Source organism: Pontibacter sp. T17 (assembly GCF_057219875.1).
In genome coordinates this window covers 614,780-630,298 of the sequence record NZ_JBXVVW010000002.1, presented here as the reverse complement: position 1 = coordinate 630,298, position 15,519 = coordinate 614,780, and the positions used below count along the sequence as shown (strand labels likewise).

Below are 15,519 nucleotides of genomic sequence, written 5' to 3'. Positions count from 1 at the left end.
TTAGTCCGTGTTAATGTTACTTGGCAAGAGATTGATCCCCGATATGATGAAAATTTTGTGCATTTCTGATATTCACTTTTCAAGTGATAAGGCAAGCTACTACGATGATATACATCAGAGCCTTACAAAACTAAGGGGAACTGACCCTGTACTAGCTAATATTGATTTTGTGATTGTTAATGGAGATATTATCGATCGTGGCGGATATGGGAAGGATGCGGTAAATGAATTCCAACAAGCTGGTTATTTTCTTAGAAAACTATTTCCAGAAACTGGCTTTATTTTAACATGTGGAAATCATGATATCGTTAGCCATCCAGCTAGTAAATATACTTTGGAAGGACTTGAAAGTAAGTTGCATGGTAACAATATTTTGGATCAGTTTTATGAGAAAGAGATTAGTATAATTGAAGGAATTAAATCATTTAATGAGTTTAAGAAAAATTTTTATAATTCAGCTGATGCATATATTATTGACGATTTGATAGACGTTAAAATCTTTAATTTTAAAGATTTGAGTGTTGGTATTGTTTCCATTAATAATTCATGGCGTTATCATCATGAACTAGATGATAACGGAAGAATTGTAATACCTGAGGCATGTCTGCAAAAAGCTTTGAGCCTGTTGAAATCTTGTGCTTTTAAGATACTTATTACTCACTATGCATTTGAATTTATGTCTGCATATAATAAGGGAAGTGTTGAGTTATTTGTAAAGAAGAATTTTGATTTAGTTTGCTTTGGGCATACACACAACACGCATTTTGAAATAATGTCTAGTATTGCTGGTAGCTGTGTTAAGCTCGTTGTGCCGAGTTTTTCAGTTGGAAATAGAAAAGTTGATAGTATTGAGTATAAGCAAAGGCTGGTTATGTTACAACTTAATCTAGAGCCAAAATCAATAGAGCAGATCACATGGAGATTTAGCGATACAAGAGATTGTTTTGTCAGGGATTTGGATTATGGAGATGATAACGGTGTGTATACGTTTATGTATCCTGGCGATTCAGAGAGTAATAAATTAAAAGAGGTTCAGTCAATAAAGAGTAGGCTGAAAGATGCCTATAAATTGCATTTTGATTCAAGGATTCTTTCAAATTCTACTGATTCAATTGCGCCTAAAGATTTTGATAAAATATTCGTTGCGCCATGCATAGAAATTGATGATCCGAATAGAGAAGAAAAGTATAGGCCTTGTGATGTCGATGCGATTGTGAAGAGCGTACATAACTCACTTATTTTTGGCGTAAAAGAATCTGGCAAATCTACTCTATTATATAAAATCTGTATAGATATATTAGAGTCTGATAATAAATCTGTCCCGGTGTTAATTGAAAAAAGAGATTTTGATAAAGAAGATAGCGTTTATGATATTATAAGGAAAAAGGCGTTACTTAGTAATTCAATTATTAGGTCATTATTATTAAGTGGTAATATTACTCTTTTAGTTGATGATATTTCTTTAAGTGACGAGAGTGAGTTAATTCTTAATAGAGTTAACGAATTTTGTGCCCAATATCCGTCTGTTAGGATTGTGTGTACTTTTACAACAAAATTTGAAAAAGAATATGTTTCTGCAATTTTTGGTCACGTTCCTTTTGCTAACGCTGAAAGTTATTATCTTTCCAAATTCAAAATTAAACAAATTAGGCAGCTTGCTCAAAAATGGTTCAACAAAGATGATGATAAAGTTTTTGTAAATAAGCTTGTTGCTACATTTAAGACTCTTAATATACCAAGCAATCCACTTGCGATTTCAATGTATTTTTGGATTATTGAGAAACAAGAAGATTATACGCCAATTAATAATTCAACTATGGTTGAAAATTTTATTGAGAAATCTCTAGGTAAGCGCTCAAAGTCACAAAGATACTCTTCTAGGTTCGATTTTAGAAATAATATAAATCTACTTACCGAAATAGCTTTCCAGATGTACAAAAATAAGGGTGATTATAATGAGTTTTCAAGAATTGAATTGATCAATTTTATTTCTAAATATTTTAATGACAGGGGGTGGGATTTCAACCCAGAGATAATTCTTGACGACCTTCTAATTACTGGTTTGCTAGTTAATTTTGAGGGCTTTGTCAGTTTTCGATTCGATTGCTTTTTCGAGTATTTCATAATGCTCAAAATAGAGAATGATGCTGCTTTTAAAGAAGAAGTGCTAAGTCCGGAAAACTTTTATTATTTTGATAAAGAATTAGATTATTATACTGGCAAGCATAGAGGAGATATTAGAGTCTTTGATTTTGTGATGGGTCAATTGGAATCAATATATAATGAATATTTTGGTGATGTTGATTATAGTAGTATTGATTTGTATTTTGGAGGTGATAGCTTGTTTGATACACCCAATTCGGCTAATATTGTTGATGAAATAAGCATTACTAAGCCTACTGAATCTGAAATTGAGAGTGTATTAAATATGCAATTGGATGCTATTAGTGATTCTAGAAAGAAGGTGAAAAAAGTTAGTGCTAATATTGGAGTCATGGAGAAGCTATTTCGTGTGTTGAAGATAGCATCTAATGTGCTCAAGAATAGTGAAGAAATCGCAAGCCGTGATTTGAAATATAATAGTTATGATAAATTGATTAAATATAATATATTTTTTGCTTTAATATATCGTCAGTTTACTTGTCAATGGATTGAAAAAAATAGATATACTGCGCCTGATGTAATGGTTCTTAATGCTGAGAATTCGGTTAATATGCTGCCGATATTGGCGCAGCTATTTTTATTTTCTGAAGTTGGCACTAAGAAGTTGACTGCCATATTAAAGCAATATTTGGATACAATTTTATTTGCCGATAATGTTAATGATTTTGCAAAGTTTATTGCATTATTTGTGTATATTGATTTGCGCGGCGCAGATTGGGATACTTACCTTATTAAAGGTGGGCGTGCTTTTACTAGCTCTAAATTCAGGGAGCAGGCGGCGATTAAGAGTATTATGTATTACTTTTTTAGAGATTTTTCGGGCGAATCGGAAAATAATATACTAAATTTAATAGCTGATTTGACTAATTTTGGAAGAGGTGGTGCATTAAAGTCGGAAACAATTAACAAGTACAAAGAAAGAAAGCGACTTATGAATGCTAGGGGTAGTGAAGAGCGCTAGTTTTTAGGAAATTTTAATAAGCACGACAATATGCGACACGCCCGCGCGGGAGTAGGGGAAACTTGCCCCTATGCTACTCGTGGCTATCGGTATCGGCGCTTTTCTCCTGCTTTCGCGAGCGGGCAGCAACTTCGGGCGGATTGAGTTTCGCCCGAAAGCGGCTGCCTTTGGCGCGGTTACGCTGGAGCGCATCAACGCAACGGTGCAGGTGGAAGCCGTGAATCCCACGGCCCAAAGCTTCCAGCTGACAGGCTTCTACGGCCTGCTGCGCCTGAAAGCGACCAACGCCCAGGTGGGCGAGTTCCGCCTGACCGAGCCCCTGACCCTGACACCCGGCACGAAAGTCTTTGCCATTCAGCTGGCCATTCTCACCGCCCAGGTGGGCGCCCTGCTGGAAGGCTTCAACAGCGGCGTGCTGGAGCTGGTGGCCGACGGCACGGTGCAGATGGGCACTGTGAGCGTGCCGGTGCGCCTGACGCTGAACCTGCCCAATCCCCTGCTGACGAAACCGGCAGGCATTGCCGCCGGAGAGCCCACGTGCAGCAATTCGTCTTCGCTTCTCCCCAACTGTCTGAACTATGCAGGCATTGACTCCTGAACAGGTGCGGCGGCTGGTGCCCCCACCGAAGGGGGTAGTGATGCGCCAGTACAGGGGCGGCACGGAGGCCATCATGCGCGAGATTCTGCGCACCTACCAGGAGAGCTGGCAGGAAGTGGCCGGACTGGCGCAGCTGTTCCAGGGCCTGGAGCGGGAAGATGCGCTGAAGGCCATCTGGGCGATGACGCGGCAGACGGTGCGCTACATCGCCGACCCGATGGACCGGCAGATGGTGAAGCGCCCGGCGCGGACGCTGCACGACGGCTACGGTGACTGCAAGAGCTATTCGATCCTGATCGCGGCGGTGCTGCGGAATCTGGGGATTCCGCACGTCTTCCGCTTCGCACAATACGAGAAGCCGGATTTCCAGCACGTGTACGTGGTGGCGATGCTGGGCGGGCGGCGCTACGTGCTGGACGCCTGTCTGGACGGCTTCAATGAGGAACAACCCGCAAGCCGGACCCTTGATATGAACACAACGACGATTGCCTCGCTGGCGGGTCCGGGCGTCCGGTGCCCGCAGATGTCGCCCTCGATAGGGCAGGTGGCCGACCTTCAGCGTCAGCTGCTGAAAGAAGTGCAGAAAGCCCGTGCCACGGTGCTGGCTTCGCCGCAGGCCTTCGGCGCAAATACGCAGAAAGTGCTGGCGGTGCTGGCCACGATGGAACGCGCGATCAATACGCGGCAGGTGCAGGATGTGGCGCAGGTGCGGCTGGCCGTACAGGCGGCCTTCGGCCCTCCGGCGGTAGGCTTCGACCCCATTTCCGTGGCTACGGCTGCGGGTACGGTGGCAGAAGTGGCCGGAAAGGTGTGGGACACGCTGAAAGGCATTGGCAGCGCTCTGGGCCTGGACAGTCTTTTCGGCCCCGGCCCCTTCAGCGAAGAAGTGGAGGAGCGCTACAAGGAGAGCATGGTCTGCCTGCTGTGGCTGCACGACCCTGCCGACCAGGCCATCCTGTATTTCCGCAACAACCCGCCCACGGGTGGAGACGACCGCCGGGCGCAAATCCAGAAGTCGGCGCGGTGGAACGCCACCAGTAACGGGCGCTTCGAGATGGCGAAGCAGTACTTCGCCGGGCTGAACATTCCGGCCTACGAAGCGGTGCTGCTGGCCCTGCTGCGCAGCGACCTCCCAGCCTGGAAGGCCAAGCGGGAGTATTTCGACGCCCAACTGCCGAAGCACTACGAGCTCTCGCGCGACCAGGACCTGCGGTATTACCTGCCTGCCTTCCTGGCCAGCATGGTGGGCATGGCTGCGGACAACCAGGTGCCGCTGGCGCAGCTGCGGGCCGAACTGAACCAGGCCTTCGCGTGGTATGCCCAGGTGCAGGCGCAGCAGGCGGCCCAGACCCCCGGCGGCAGTGGGCAGCCGACACCGACGAACCCCCAGCCGGGCACGCAGACGCCCGGTGCCGAACCTGCCGGGAATGGCGGCCTGCTGGCGCTGGCCATTCCGGCCCTTCTCGCACTGGCCAGCTGATTCCCCCAACCCTGATTTCCTACTGACATGAGTGTAACCCTGCGAAAGATTCCGAAGGCGCCCAAGGCAGGCGCTTCGGCCACGACGCTGAAGAACTACCAGTCCCGCGTGCGGGAGGTGGTGCGCGACAACAACGCCAAGCTGCAGGAGGCGAAGGCCAAAGTATCCCGCGCTGCGAAGACGGTGCTGGCCACGACCTCCAAGAAGCTGAAGGCCAAGACCACGACCGCGAAGAAGAAAGCGAAGAAAACGACCCGGCGGCGCCGTCGCTGAGCGCCGCAGCCGTAACGATACCACACCGATCAACCTAACCTTCTACCCCCCGCCTTATGGCAACCAAGATCAACTTCCGCAAGCTGCTGCCCAAGGCGGGTGGCCTTGCCCTGGGCGCAGCCGGTGCTGCAATGCTCGAAACCAAGGTGCTGAGTATGCCTGCCGTGGCCAACGTGGTGCCGGAGAAACTGCGCCCGCTGCTCCCGGCGGCTGTGGGTGTCTTCCTGTCGAAGAACCGTAACGAGCTGGTGAGCTACGCAGGCTATGGCATGATTGCCTACGCAGGCTTCCGGCTGGTGCAGGGCTTCACGGGCGGCATCCTGGGCATAGGCCGTGCGCCCTACGCTCTGCCGGGGCCGCAGGTGCTGCCGCTGATTGACTCGACCGCCGAGACGGCTGTGTCGGGCCTGATGGACCCGCAGACCGAGGCCACCGGCGTATTCGGCCCCGGCATGGCCGACGGCCACTAAGCGCCCCTTCCTCCCCATTCTCTCACTGCAATTCCCCCTAAAGCCATGCAAGCTTTTCTTCCGGGCGACGTGGCCCGTAACCGTCAGATCCTGATGGACCTCAACGGGAAGTACAAGTCTTTTGTGACTTCCATCACGGAGTCGTACCTGCGCGAGGAGCTCGTGCTGGAGGACAACGTGACGAACTACGAGTTCGCCCTCAACGACAAGAAAGCGTCGGCGCTCTTCGACCAGCTGCTGAGCCAGCAGGACGCCTTCGTCATCACCCAGGTAGGGCTGATGCTCAAGCGCTGCCAGCGCACCGACGAGGTAGCCATCGGCGGCCTCCAGACCTACGTAAACCAGGGCATCTTCACCGGCGGCACGTACAACGTGGACCACCTGAACGCCCTCTACGAAGGCAAGCTGACCTTCAGCTCGAACCAGCGGGAGTTTTACTCCAGCTACCCGGCGCTGGCCTTCAAGCACGTGCCTGCGCAGCAGCGCGGCGAAGTGGTGGCGGCCTACCTGTCGGCAGCCCCTGCCGAGGTGAAGTACGCCAAGCAGGACTCGGAGTTCCAGTACGGCTTTGGTCTCCAGGCCGTGGAGCCCCGCATCATCCTCTTCGGTGACTCGGACAACAAGTGGACGCTGAAGATCCCGGCCATCAAGGGCCTGGACATTCAGGAAACCAATGCCACGCACGACAACCGTGTGGTGCTCTATGCCCACGGCTTCCGCCTGGCGGGCGCTGCACGCAACCGCGAGAAGATCTTCAAAGCCGAGTACGGCCTGTAAGAATGCCGCAAGAAGGCCGGGCGGTGCTACTGGCGCTGCCTGGCCCTTTGCGTAACCCCCACGCCCTGCCATGAACTTCCCTATCCCCAACCTGCCCCTGGGCTCGCTGTGCAAGGCGGTCAACCTGGAGTGCGGTATCAGTGCCAACGAAAAGGAGTTTGTCTTCGAGAACGACTCGTTTCTCTCGAAGAACCTGATTGTGGGCCTGATGCTGGCGCCGGGCGACTATGGCACTTTCTACACGCCCAACGGCAAACTGACCGTCGCGGCAGCCGACCTGGACAACATGTACCTGACGCTGTACTCCGAACAGGAGGAGGTGATACAGGACCTGCACCTGAAGACGCTGATCCGCGAGAACAACCCGTCGGGCATTTCGCCTGTGTGGTTTCCCGAACCCCTGCAGCTGGACTTCACCCGCTGCAAGGTGCGCTTCGCCTCTCCCAACAACCTGACACAGGCGGGCCGCTACCTGCCCTTCCTGTTCTTCTACCGCAAACCCTCCAAAGCCTGCTAAAGCGATGTTCAGCGCCGAACTGATTGTCCGAAAGATTGAAGAGGGCGGCTACCGTTATCTCTCGATCCTGCACTCGGCGAACCGTATCGCCGACTACGACCCAGACTATTCCGAGACCAAGGCGTCGGAGTTCTTCGCCCAGGAGGCCGAAAACTTTCCGCCCGGCGAATACACTGTGCGTGCATGGCGGGAGAAGAACGGCCACAAGAGCGCCGTCACCTGGAAGCTGCGCATCCCCGGCGAGGGCGCTGCCGTTGCTGGCGCCGCCCCCGAATACGAGGAAGAAGATAGCGACCTGCTGCGCGACACCCTGACCCAGAACACCCTGCTGATGGAACGCATGGCGAAGATGGAACGCCGCTTTCTGGAACAGGAAAAGGAGCGGGAGATCCGCGAGCTGAAGAAGGAGCTGGAGGAGCTGAAGAACAAGCCCAGCGGCATGACCGAATGGCTGCCTGTGATTGCGGGCCTTGCCCAGGGCATGGGCATTCCGTTCGCGGCGCCAGGCGCTCCGGCTGTCTCTGGCCCCAGCACCCAGGTAGAGGGCGGGCTGGAGGTGAACCTGACCGAAGACCAGGCCGACCGCCTGACCCACGCCACGGCCATCCTGACCCAGAAGCTGGGCGAGCGGGCCGTGAAGGCAATGGAAGCGCTTTCTGCGATGGACGAGGCCCAGCTGAATACCCTGCTCGGTTTCCTCAAGCTCTAACCCCACTATGGACCTGACCCCAGCCCAAAGCCTGAACCTGACCACGGCAGCCCTGGCCGAGCGCATTCTGCGGCCTGGGATGCTGCTCTACACCCGTACCGATGCGGTGGTGGCGCAGGTGTGGGAAGGCCCCAACCAGAGCGACGCCCGCACTACCGTCCCGGAGAAGGGGCGGTACCTGGGCACGTTCAAAGGGCTGGTGCGCAACAGCGCCGGGCAGGCGTTTCTGGCGCAGCTGAACTACACCAAGCCGCGCTACGTGCCCCTGACGCAGGTGGCAGTGCAGCGATCGGCGGCGCTGGCCGTGCTGCCCGAAAGCGAGGCCGCCAACCTGAAAGCCATGCTGGAGGCCGTGGAGATGGACCAGCTGAATTACCAGCAGCTGAACCTGAACCGCTACCTGGTGCAGCAGCTTCAGGCGCAGGGCGTGCCCGCGAGCCGGTACAGTACCGTGAGCCAGCGGACGGAATCGCTGGCCAGCCGGTACAACGCCCGCCAGCAGTCCATGGCCAACAGCGGCATCTTCGACAACCTTTCCCGCATTACCTCCGGGCTGTGGGAGGAGTTCAAGAAGCTCATCGGTATCAGTGGTGCCCGTGTGGGGTTTCTGCCCCTGCTGGCGCCGCTGGGCTGGGCCGGTACGCTGGCCGTGGGCGCCCTCACTGCCGCCGGGGTGGTGTACCTGGGCTCGGTGCTCTGGCGCTCGCTCTTCGGCGAAGCCAAGGCCGACAACGTGCAGCTGATGGACGACTACACCTTCCTGTATAACCAGCTGCCGCAGGAGGCCAAGGGCCGCTTCCGGCAGTTTGTGCAGGCGGCCACCGAACAGGCTTCCAAGAGCCAGGGCGGCCTGCTGAGCGGCGTCGGCGATGCGCTGGGCATGCTGGTGCTGGTAGGCGGCGGCATCTTCATTCTCCCCAAACTCCTGAAATGACATGGCAGATTACCGCATACTCGTTCCGCTGGTGCTGAAACACGAAGGCGGCAAGAGCGGCAACGTCCGCGACCTGGCCCTGCGCGACCCGGACACCAAAGCCTTCTTCGACCGGTACGGCTACCACACCAACCGGGGCGTTACCTGGAAGACGTTTGTGGGGCTGGCGGCGCGGGTGGGCTATGAGGCTACGGAACCGCTGTTTTCGGCCATGCCCCTCACCACCTGGACGGCCATCTTCAAGATGGGCTTCTGGGATTCGGTGCTGGGCGACCGCATCCTGCACCAGGGCGTAGCCAACCAGCTGGCAGACTTCGCATGGGGTAGCGGGCCGGGCAATGCCGTGAGCGTGCTCCAGCGTGTGCTGAACCAGCAGTTTGGCCAGACGCTGGCCGTGGACGGTGCAATGGGGCCGCAGACGCTGGCGGCAGTGAACCGCGTGAACGGGGAGGCGCTGGCAACGGCGCTCTACCAGGCGCGGCTCCGCTTCCTGCAGAACGTGAGCGGCGCCTCGGACTTCATCCGGGGCTGGACGCGCCGGGTGGAGGAGGTGTTTGCGCTGGCAAAAAAAAAGGGGACTGGCTCGCCCTCGGCCTCCTCGTCGCGGGGCTCTGGTACCTCTCCGAAAGGAGGGGCACGTGAATAAGATCCGCGTGCAGACGACCGTGCGCCGCGTCTATGGCGAGGCCAGCACGATTCAGGACTACGGCAGCGCCGTGTCGCTGAACCTGTACAACGCCGGGACGGTAACCGCCATGTTCGACGGTGGCCTGCCCATTCCGCCGGGCGACAGCCTGACAATCGATGCACCGCAGTTTCAGCAGGGCATTGGCCAGCTGGTGGGCACGTTCGGGGTGAAGAGCATAGACTCCTCGCCGCTGAATCTGGTGATTACCTATCAACGGGTGGAGGGCGCATGAGTATCCGCATCCCCAGGCCGGGCGTTTCGTCGGTGCGCGTAGGTGGCAGCCTGCTGCGCGGCGACGTGGACCTGACGGCCATTCTGGACGGCAAGGCGCCGCTGGACTTCTCGACCGGCGACCCGCGTATCGCCCCGGAGCTGCTGCCATATCGGTCCATCGTGGCCGACCTGCCGCTGAACCCGGCGCTGCTGCCTGCGAGTGTCTGTAAGGGCCTCTACTACGCGGTGGAGAACCAGATGACGATTGTGGAGCCGGTGGCCGGGCAGAAGATGGTGGCAGAGTGGTTCGACCAGTCGGCCAACCAGAAGGTGCTGCGCCAGCTGGACCCCACGAAGCGTTTCCGGCTCATTCCGACCGACCAGGACGTCAGCCCGTTTTACTCCAGCTATGTCCGCACCGGGGTTGCCCAAACGAACTGGATGCAGACGCAGCTGGAAGACGGCACGCCCGACCCGGTGACGGGCCTGACGGGCAGCATGGCCTTCTTCTTCGGGGTGAACAATTTCCTTTCGGGCACCTCCGGGCAGCAGCAGGGGCTGGCCACCTTTGAGGACTTCGTTACGGACGTAGGCAGCTCCAACACGGGTAGCCCTTACGGCCTACTGCTGCTCAACAGCGGCGGCGGGACAAACGCCATTTCTATCCGCTACTACGGCGGCAGTCACGCCACCAACGCCCACAACATCTATAACAACGGCAACGCGCTGAGCTTTGCTGGATACGCGGGAATGCTGACCAAGCAGGGCGAGAATGCCTTTCTGCAGCCCCCGTACATGATTGGCCGAAACCGGCTCTGGCCGATGGGTGGCACGCTGGCCACCAGTACCGGCGGCGGTGGGCTTGTGCCCCCCGGCGAGGCCAAGCTGCCGCCAGATCCTTACGCCACCTTCGACCGGCCTTTCTCGCTGGGGCGCTGCCGCCTGACCAACACCCTGAACAACCACGCGAACGTGAACCTGGTGTACATGTGCGTGCTGAACCTGGGAGTGGACGTGAGCCCCTGGTGCGGCGGGCTGAACGACCCGTCGATCCTCTGCGACCGTGTGAACCGCTACCTGCTGGAGAACACCGCCACCTTCGGCCAGTACTTCAAACCCTACTGACGTATGTACCGCCTTTGCCAGACGCTGGAAGAATACGATGCGCTGAACGCCGTCTTCACCCAGATTCACCAGCAGGTTGAACCCAGCTGCACCCGGTGGTCCGGTGCGCCGATGCGCGACTACGAGGGCCGCCTGTACATTCTGGTGCATCCGGCGGCGCCTGCCGAGCCGGGTGATCTGGAGCGCCTGCCCGAAGCGCCCCTGCCCATCCGCCACTTTGTGCCGCTGGAGGGCAACACCCTGCTGGAGCCCTATCCAATGGAAGCAGCGCAGCCCCCGATGGGCTTTGAGGAATACTTCTGGGGCGATAACCTGCGCAACATCAAACTGATGGCGCAGGGGCAGGGCATAGACGTGAGCCGGATTGACGCCTACAGCCAACGCACCGGCTACAGTACACCGCCCAAGGTGGTGCTGGGCTACCTGGTGGCGCTGACACCCGTGCCACCCGCCCCGAACGCAAAGAAGCCCCTGACCATCGAGCCGGTGTACACCTACGAGCAGCGCCTGCGGCTGGAGGCTTCGCTGCACGGCACCGAAGGCGGCGCCTTTGTGCGGCCCGACCGCCTGCCCGCCCTGAAAGCTGCCCTGGACCAGGGCGGCTACGACACAATGCCTTTCACTCCCTATCTCTCGAAATCATGACCAAAGACCTGACCCTCCGTGTGGCCGCCTGGTGCATTGTGGCGCTGCTGGCCACCGTCGCGTGGTTCCTCAAGGACTTCTACGCGCAGACGCGCCTGCTGGCCGATGAGGTGAAGATGATTCGCCTGGAGGCCGCCAGTTCGGGCACCGAGCTGCGCACGATCCTGAAGGAGCACGAGCGCCGCATCTCTACCCTCGAAGCCCTGACCGTACCTCAACCCTCTGTCAGACGATGAAGCGACTGAAAACTACACTGAAACGGCTCTATGCGCGTGCCTTGGAAAATCCGGCCACGACGCTGGCCGGGGCGGTGGTGTTCGGCATTGCCGTGTACCAGGCGCTGACCCACCAGCTCACTGCCATGCAGGTGCTGGAGGTGGCCGCCGGGCTGGGACTCATCGCAAGCGCTGACGCCCGATGATACGCTGGCTGCTGCTGACGGTAGGGGTGCTGGTGCTGCTGAGCGTGTGCTGGTGCAGCGTGCAGCCCCCAGTTACCGGCCCGGTGGTGCGGCCCGACACGCTGCGCCCGCCGGTGTATGTGCCGCCTGCGCCGATCGTTCAGGAGGAAACGCCCCGCGTGGTCGTTGTCCCCCGAAAGAAAGAGCCCGCGAAACGGAAGCAGCTGGAGCAGGCGCCCCGGCTGCTGCACCACGTGACGCTGGACCCCGTGCGCGGGGTGGAGATTGCAACGCTTGACACGGCTGGCCAGTGGACGGTGAGCCGGTATCCGCTTCCCGAAGACTTTGCCCAGGTGCGCATAGACAGCGCCGGGCGGGTGGAGGTGAAGCGCCTGAAGTGGTTTGGACGGCTGCGGCGCACACTAGGCAAGAGCGCAAAGCCAATCCTGATCGGTGCCGCAGTGGGCGGCGCCGGTGCCCTTCTGTTGAAACGATAACTATGCGCATCGAGCAGCACGCACCCCTGCGGGAGGTGCGTTTCTTTCCTGCCTCCCAGCCAAGCCGGGAGGACATCCTCCAGCTATCTGAGCGGGGATTCGTATGGGACCGCCGAGGGCGGTTTTTCTTTGCTGACGACACAGCGGCCAACCGCCGGAGGTTGCAGCAGCTGGTGGCCCGGATGCAGGCCAGTGGCTCGGCGCTGACCACGCCCGGGGCGCGCCCGGCTCCAGCTCCCCGGCCCCGGGCGCAGCACTGCCCGCCCGCGCCGGAGTGTTTTGCCAGCTGGTTGCCGGTGGCTGAGATTCAGGCCGACCCGGAGCGCTTCCAGGGCAGGGAGGCCCACTTCTCCGAAGAAAGTGTGCAGCGCATTCTGGCCGACTTTGATCCGCGCAGACTGGACCCCATTACCGTGTGGCAGGAGCCGGAAACCGGGCAGTATTACGTGCTCTCTGGCCACTCGCGTCTGGAGGCGATGAGGCGCCTGCGCAGGCCCACGATTCCGGCCAAGGTGTTTGAGGGCACAGAGGCCGAGGCGGTGGCTTTCTCAAAGGGCTACGCCAATCGGCTGGCCACGGCGGAGACGCTGGCCGAAGACGTGCGCACCTATGCCCTGCTGCGCGACGGCGATCCGGGCCGGGCGGTGCCACCCATGGAAAAGAAGGGGCTGCGCCAGGTGTTCGGCAACCGGCTGGAGAAGCTGGAGCTGCTGAGCCACCTGAACCCGCGCGGCAAGTTTCTGGACCTGATGCGCCAGCCCGCCGACGTGCAGAAGCAGTTTCCGTATCTCGAGACAAAGGCCACCTGGGTAGGGGAGCTGCGCCGCCGCTATCCCGACCGGCTGACCAACGCCCACGAGGACGAGATATTCCAGTATCTGCTGACCACGCCCCGCACCCTGCAGCTGACCAAGGACGACTTCTTTGCCCTGGTGCAGAAGAAGGTGGACAACCTGCTCTTTGACCGCGACCGCCCCCTGGCCCTGAACGTGCAGACCACCGAAACCGAAAGCCGGGCCGACACCGGGCCGAGCCAACGCAGGATCTACGAGATAGACCGCGAACTGCAACAACTGGGCGACCGCCTCCGGGGCGCCCGCACGAAGGCCGAGAAAGACCAGCTGAGCCGGGAAATACTGGAGCTGCGCGAAGAGCGCGAACGCCTCCAGCGGGGCATTGCCACGGCGCTGAAGAGTCAGGCGGCGCTGTTTGGGCGTTAGATTTTGGACTTTACGGATGGCAATGTAACTTGACCAAAGATATTATGAAAGCCTCTCCCGATTCACGCCCCGATGTGCCTATGCAGGAAGGGCAAGCAGAAAGCAAACAACGCTTCCGGCTCACGCCTCGCACAATTCTTGTGTTCGTTGCGGTGATTCTGCTGGTGAAGAATTGGGCTGATATGAAGCAGGGCTTTATGGACGGCCTACTTCAGTCTTGGCAGTGAGGTTTACCGCCTAACGAAATGAGCGGCGCTGTTTGGGCCGCGCACCCGTTACTGAAACTCGATGGGAACCCTGGTGGCAGTGACGCCCCGGCGGAACTGGCCGAAGAGGCCGTGCCGTTCCACCGTGCGGCTCCAGTGGCCACCGGCGCGCCGGGCGATTGCCTGCAAGGAAAGCAGCGGCGTATGGCGATACCGCGCGACGACCTCCTCCAGTATGCGGAGCTCTCCGGGCGTGAAGGGATCGGTGTCGAAGGGCACCTTGGATATGAGGAGGTGGGATTGATGGCCCGGATAGAACTCAGGCCTCCAGAACATCACGAAGTTGTAGAGATAGTGACTGTAGGGCCAGTGATGCGTGAACAGGTGCAGGCGTGGCGCGACCGGCCCCTGCGGCCAGGCGTGGTACTTCAGCGGTGAGATGCGGGCACCCGTGCGGGCCATACTCTCGACGTCCACCAGGTAGAGCAGCGTCATAGTGGACAGCAGGAAGGAATAGTCCTGGCCGGGCTGCTCGGCGGTGTACACCACCAGATTGCCGAGGCGCTCCTGCTCGTCCCCGGGCGGTAGCTTCAGTTCGTCGTCCAACATGGTTGGAGCGAAGATAGGGGCTATTCGTCACGCGGCTCTTCTTGTGCCATTTTCTTGAATATGTTCTCGTAATGATAGCGTAAATACTCTTTCTGGAAAAAATTCGGTTCGAGTGACTGAGGCTTTCTGCCATTAAGTGGGTTATCGCTATCAATATGTACGATAGTATAGTTTGATATATCTATGGCGATGGACCCAAAGTCAAATTCAGCATGATGGTTAGGACATAGAACAAGTAGATTCTGTTCAATATCTGGTCCATTATGGGGGCTCCCGAGTGGTTTTATGTGATGCGCTTCCGAGTATTTAGTTCCGTCGTATTTTATAATTGTTTTCCTGCATATTTGGCAGGAATGATTCATTTTGTTTTTAACCTCCGTACTTAGCTTTGTATCGCGAATAATTCTGTTAACAATAACCGCTGATCTGTCAGGAGATAGTTGATTATCTACAATCAACACCTCTTCTTCCTGTTTGTCTTTGAGTTTAGGATGCTGTTCGCCAGTACTGCTATTTGAATAATTGTAAAGCAATGAATATACTTTTTTGCTACACGCTGATAGATAGGACTGCTTAACACGTAATTCGCGGGACGAGTATTGTATGTAGAACTCTTGTTCTCTATTCGGGCTATTTAGTATTATGACTAATTCATTTAAGTTTGAAGTAAAGAAATCCGAAGCTTTTATAGGTTCGATAAATTTTGTATAATCAACAAGATCAATATATTGAAATACTCTAGCATATGCCCATTCTCTTTTATCGGGAGGTCCAATAAGGTCTCTTTTTAAATTGGTATTGGCGAACGAGAACCCTGTAAAATATTTTTGATCATCACCTAATGTGATTAGATGAAGTATAATATCGCCAGGATTAACACTTTCCATTATTTTCCATACTGCTCTGCCGTCTTTTGCAACAGTTGGGCTCCATATTCTTTGGCCTAGATCCCATCCTGGACCCCCATGGTTCACATGAGAAATTTCAACATAGACTTTCTGGTTAGAGGCTAGAGTAGGTAGCATGCGTCTGTA

General features: G+C 56.0%; 20 protein-coding genes. 18 read left to right on the top strand and 2 right to left on the bottom strand.

The genetic code is table 11. The annotated features are described in order from the left end of the window. Positions 1-13: 13 nt before the first annotated feature. The 18 genes from AC2D8O_RS10715 to AC2D8O_RS10630 all read left to right on the top strand — a co-directional run bounded on the left by AC2D8O_RS10715 (position 14) and on the right by AC2D8O_RS10630 (position 13,897). Complete coding sequence (locus AC2D8O_RS10715) at positions 14-3,124, top strand: metallophosphoesterase (RefSeq protein WP_484678813.1); 3,111 nt, start codon at positions 14-16, stop codon at positions 3,122-3,124. Positions 3,125-3,194: 70 nt separating this feature from the next. Continuing rightward, positions 3,195-3,722: a hypothetical protein gene (locus AC2D8O_RS10710; RefSeq protein ID WP_484678812.1), complete on the top strand. Its 528-nt coding sequence runs from the start codon at positions 3,195-3,197 to the stop codon at positions 3,720-3,722. Then, a complete protein-coding gene (locus AC2D8O_RS10705) occupies positions 3,703-5,202 on the top strand; it encodes a transglutaminase domain-containing protein (RefSeq protein ID WP_484678811.1) in 1,500 nt (499 codons plus the stop codon). Before AC2D8O_RS10710 ends, AC2D8O_RS10705 begins: the two co-directional genes overlap by 20 nt. 27 nt (positions 5,203-5,229) lie before the next feature. Next, positions 5,230-5,475, top strand: a complete 246-nt coding sequence (locus AC2D8O_RS10700) for a hypothetical protein (RefSeq protein ID WP_484678810.1) — start codon at positions 5,230-5,232, stop codon at positions 5,473-5,475. 56 nt (positions 5,476-5,531) lie between these two features. Further along, positions 5,532-5,945 carry a hypothetical protein gene (locus tag AC2D8O_RS10695; protein ID WP_484678809.1) on the top strand — a complete coding sequence of 138 codons (414 nt, stop codon included), beginning with the start codon at positions 5,532-5,534 and terminating at the stop codon, positions 5,943-5,945. Positions 5,946-5,990: 45 nt separating this feature from the next. After that, on the top strand, positions 5,991-6,722 hold the full coding sequence (locus AC2D8O_RS10690; protein ID WP_484678808.1) for a hypothetical protein: 732 nt from the start codon (positions 5,991-5,993) through the stop codon (positions 6,720-6,722). A gap of 70 nt (positions 6,723-6,792) precedes the next feature. Continuing rightward, entirely contained in the window at positions 6,793-7,239 is a 447-nt protein-coding gene (locus AC2D8O_RS10685; protein ID WP_484678807.1) for a hypothetical protein, read from the top strand. A 4-nt stretch (positions 7,240-7,243) separates the two neighbouring features. Continuing rightward, positions 7,244-7,948, top strand: coding sequence for a hypothetical protein (locus tag AC2D8O_RS10680; RefSeq protein WP_484678806.1), 705 nt, complete (start codon positions 7,244-7,246; stop codon positions 7,946-7,948). A gap of 7 nt (positions 7,949-7,955) precedes the next feature. Beyond that, positions 7,956-8,882, top strand: coding sequence for a hypothetical protein (locus AC2D8O_RS10675; RefSeq protein WP_484678805.1), 927 nt, complete (start codon positions 7,956-7,958; stop codon positions 8,880-8,882). A 1-nt stretch (position 8,883) separates the two neighbouring features. After that, positions 8,884-9,528 carry a glycoside hydrolase family 108 protein gene (locus tag AC2D8O_RS10670; protein ID WP_484678804.1) on the top strand — a complete coding sequence of 215 codons (645 nt, stop codon included), beginning with the start codon at positions 8,884-8,886 and terminating at the stop codon, positions 9,526-9,528. After that, entirely contained in the window at positions 9,521-9,802 is a 282-nt protein-coding gene (locus AC2D8O_RS10665) for a hypothetical protein (RefSeq protein WP_484678803.1), read from the top strand. The genes AC2D8O_RS10670 and AC2D8O_RS10665 overlap by 8 nt, the downstream gene beginning before the upstream one ends. Further along, a complete protein-coding gene (locus AC2D8O_RS10660; RefSeq protein WP_484678802.1) occupies positions 9,799-10,908 on the top strand; it encodes a hypothetical protein in 1,110 nt (369 codons plus the stop codon). The genes AC2D8O_RS10665 and AC2D8O_RS10660 overlap by 4 nt, the downstream gene beginning before the upstream one ends. Before the next feature lie 3 nt (positions 10,909-10,911). Next, on the top strand, positions 10,912-11,553 hold the full coding sequence (locus AC2D8O_RS10655; RefSeq protein ID WP_484678801.1) for a hypothetical protein: 642 nt from the start codon (positions 10,912-10,914) through the stop codon (positions 11,551-11,553). Then, the gene (locus AC2D8O_RS10650; protein WP_484678800.1) at positions 11,550-11,789 is read left to right on the top strand and encodes a hypothetical protein; all 240 of its coding nucleotides are present in this window, start codon (positions 11,550-11,552) and stop codon (positions 11,787-11,789) included. The genes AC2D8O_RS10655 and AC2D8O_RS10650 overlap by 4 nt, the downstream gene beginning before the upstream one ends. Continuing rightward, positions 11,786-11,974: a hypothetical protein gene (locus AC2D8O_RS10645; RefSeq protein ID WP_484678799.1), complete on the top strand. Its 189-nt coding sequence runs from the start codon at positions 11,786-11,788 to the stop codon at positions 11,972-11,974. The genes AC2D8O_RS10650 and AC2D8O_RS10645 overlap by 4 nt, the downstream gene beginning before the upstream one ends. Then, entirely contained in the window at positions 11,971-12,450 is a 480-nt protein-coding gene (locus AC2D8O_RS10640) for a hypothetical protein (protein ID WP_484678798.1), read from the top strand. The genes AC2D8O_RS10645 and AC2D8O_RS10640 overlap by 4 nt, the downstream gene beginning before the upstream one ends. Positions 12,451-12,452: 2 nt before the next feature. After that, entirely contained in the window at positions 12,453-13,670 is a 1,218-nt protein-coding gene (locus AC2D8O_RS10635) for a ParB N-terminal domain-containing protein (RefSeq protein ID WP_484678797.1), read from the top strand. Positions 13,671-13,714: 44 nt separating this feature from the next. Beyond that, a complete protein-coding gene (locus AC2D8O_RS10630; RefSeq protein WP_484678796.1) occupies positions 13,715-13,897 on the top strand; it encodes a hypothetical protein in 183 nt (60 codons plus the stop codon). A gap of 48 nt (positions 13,898-13,945) precedes the next feature. Here AC2D8O_RS10630 and AC2D8O_RS10625 read toward each other — a convergent pair whose 3' ends face one another. Continuing rightward, positions 13,946-14,485, bottom strand: coding sequence for a Panacea domain-containing protein (locus AC2D8O_RS10625; protein ID WP_484678795.1), 540 nt, complete (start codon positions 14,483-14,485; stop codon positions 13,946-13,948). Positions 14,486-14,505: 20 nt separating this feature from the next. Further along, on the bottom strand, positions 14,506-15,510 hold the full coding sequence (locus tag AC2D8O_RS10620; protein WP_484678794.1) for an HNH endonuclease: 1,005 nt from the start codon (positions 15,508-15,510) through the stop codon (positions 14,506-14,508). Positions 15,511-15,519 lie beyond the last annotated feature (9 nt).

What these genes read in the sequence shown, in the direction of transcription:
- AC2D8O_RS10715 (WP_484678813.1), top strand. Translation starts at nt 14, where the DNA reads ATGTTACTTGGCAAGAGATTGATCCCCGATATGATGAAAATTTTGTGC.
- AC2D8O_RS10710 (WP_484678812.1), top strand. Translation starts at nt 3,195, where the DNA reads ATGCTACTCGTGGCTATCGGTATCGGCGCTTTTCTCCTGCTTTCGCGA.
- AC2D8O_RS10705 (WP_484678811.1), top strand. Translation starts at nt 3,703, where the DNA reads ATGCAGGCATTGACTCCTGAACAGGTGCGGCGGCTGGTGCCCCCACCG.
- AC2D8O_RS10700 (WP_484678810.1), top strand. Translation starts at nt 5,230, where the DNA reads ATGAGTGTAACCCTGCGAAAGATTCCGAAGGCGCCCAAGGCAGGCGCT.
- AC2D8O_RS10695 (WP_484678809.1), top strand. Translation starts at nt 5,532, where the DNA reads ATGGCAACCAAGATCAACTTCCGCAAGCTGCTGCCCAAGGCGGGTGGC.
- AC2D8O_RS10690 (WP_484678808.1), top strand. Translation starts at nt 5,991, where the DNA reads ATGCAAGCTTTTCTTCCGGGCGACGTGGCCCGTAACCGTCAGATCCTG.
- AC2D8O_RS10685 (WP_484678807.1), top strand. Translation starts at nt 6,793, where the DNA reads ATGAACTTCCCTATCCCCAACCTGCCCCTGGGCTCGCTGTGCAAGGCG.
- AC2D8O_RS10680 (WP_484678806.1), top strand. Translation starts at nt 7,244, where the DNA reads ATGTTCAGCGCCGAACTGATTGTCCGAAAGATTGAAGAGGGCGGCTAC.
- AC2D8O_RS10675 (WP_484678805.1), top strand. Translation starts at nt 7,956, where the DNA reads ATGGACCTGACCCCAGCCCAAAGCCTGAACCTGACCACGGCAGCCCTG.
- AC2D8O_RS10670 (WP_484678804.1), top strand. Translation starts at nt 8,884, where the DNA reads ATGGCAGATTACCGCATACTCGTTCCGCTGGTGCTGAAACACGAAGGC.
- AC2D8O_RS10660 (WP_484678802.1), top strand. Translation starts at nt 9,799, where the DNA reads ATGAGTATCCGCATCCCCAGGCCGGGCGTTTCGTCGGTGCGCGTAGGT.
- AC2D8O_RS10655 (WP_484678801.1), top strand. Translation starts at nt 10,912, where the DNA reads ATGTACCGCCTTTGCCAGACGCTGGAAGAATACGATGCGCTGAACGCC.
- AC2D8O_RS10650 (WP_484678800.1), top strand. Translation starts at nt 11,550, where the DNA reads ATGACCAAAGACCTGACCCTCCGTGTGGCCGCCTGGTGCATTGTGGCG.
- AC2D8O_RS10645 (WP_484678799.1), top strand. Translation starts at nt 11,786, where the DNA reads ATGAAGCGACTGAAAACTACACTGAAACGGCTCTATGCGCGTGCCTTG.
- AC2D8O_RS10640 (WP_484678798.1), top strand. Translation starts at nt 11,971, where the DNA reads ATGATACGCTGGCTGCTGCTGACGGTAGGGGTGCTGGTGCTGCTGAGC.
- AC2D8O_RS10635 (WP_484678797.1), top strand. Translation starts at nt 12,453, where the DNA reads ATGCGCATCGAGCAGCACGCACCCCTGCGGGAGGTGCGTTTCTTTCCT.
- AC2D8O_RS10630 (WP_484678796.1), top strand. Translation starts at nt 13,715, where the DNA reads ATGAAAGCCTCTCCCGATTCACGCCCCGATGTGCCTATGCAGGAAGGG.
- AC2D8O_RS10625 (WP_484678795.1), bottom strand. Translation starts at nt 14,485, where the DNA reads ATGTTGGACGACGAACTGAAGCTACCGCCCGGGGACGAGCAGGAGCGC.
- AC2D8O_RS10620 (WP_484678794.1), bottom strand. Translation starts at nt 15,510, where the DNA reads ATGCTACCTACTCTAGCCTCTAACCAGAAAGTCTATGTTGAAATTTCT.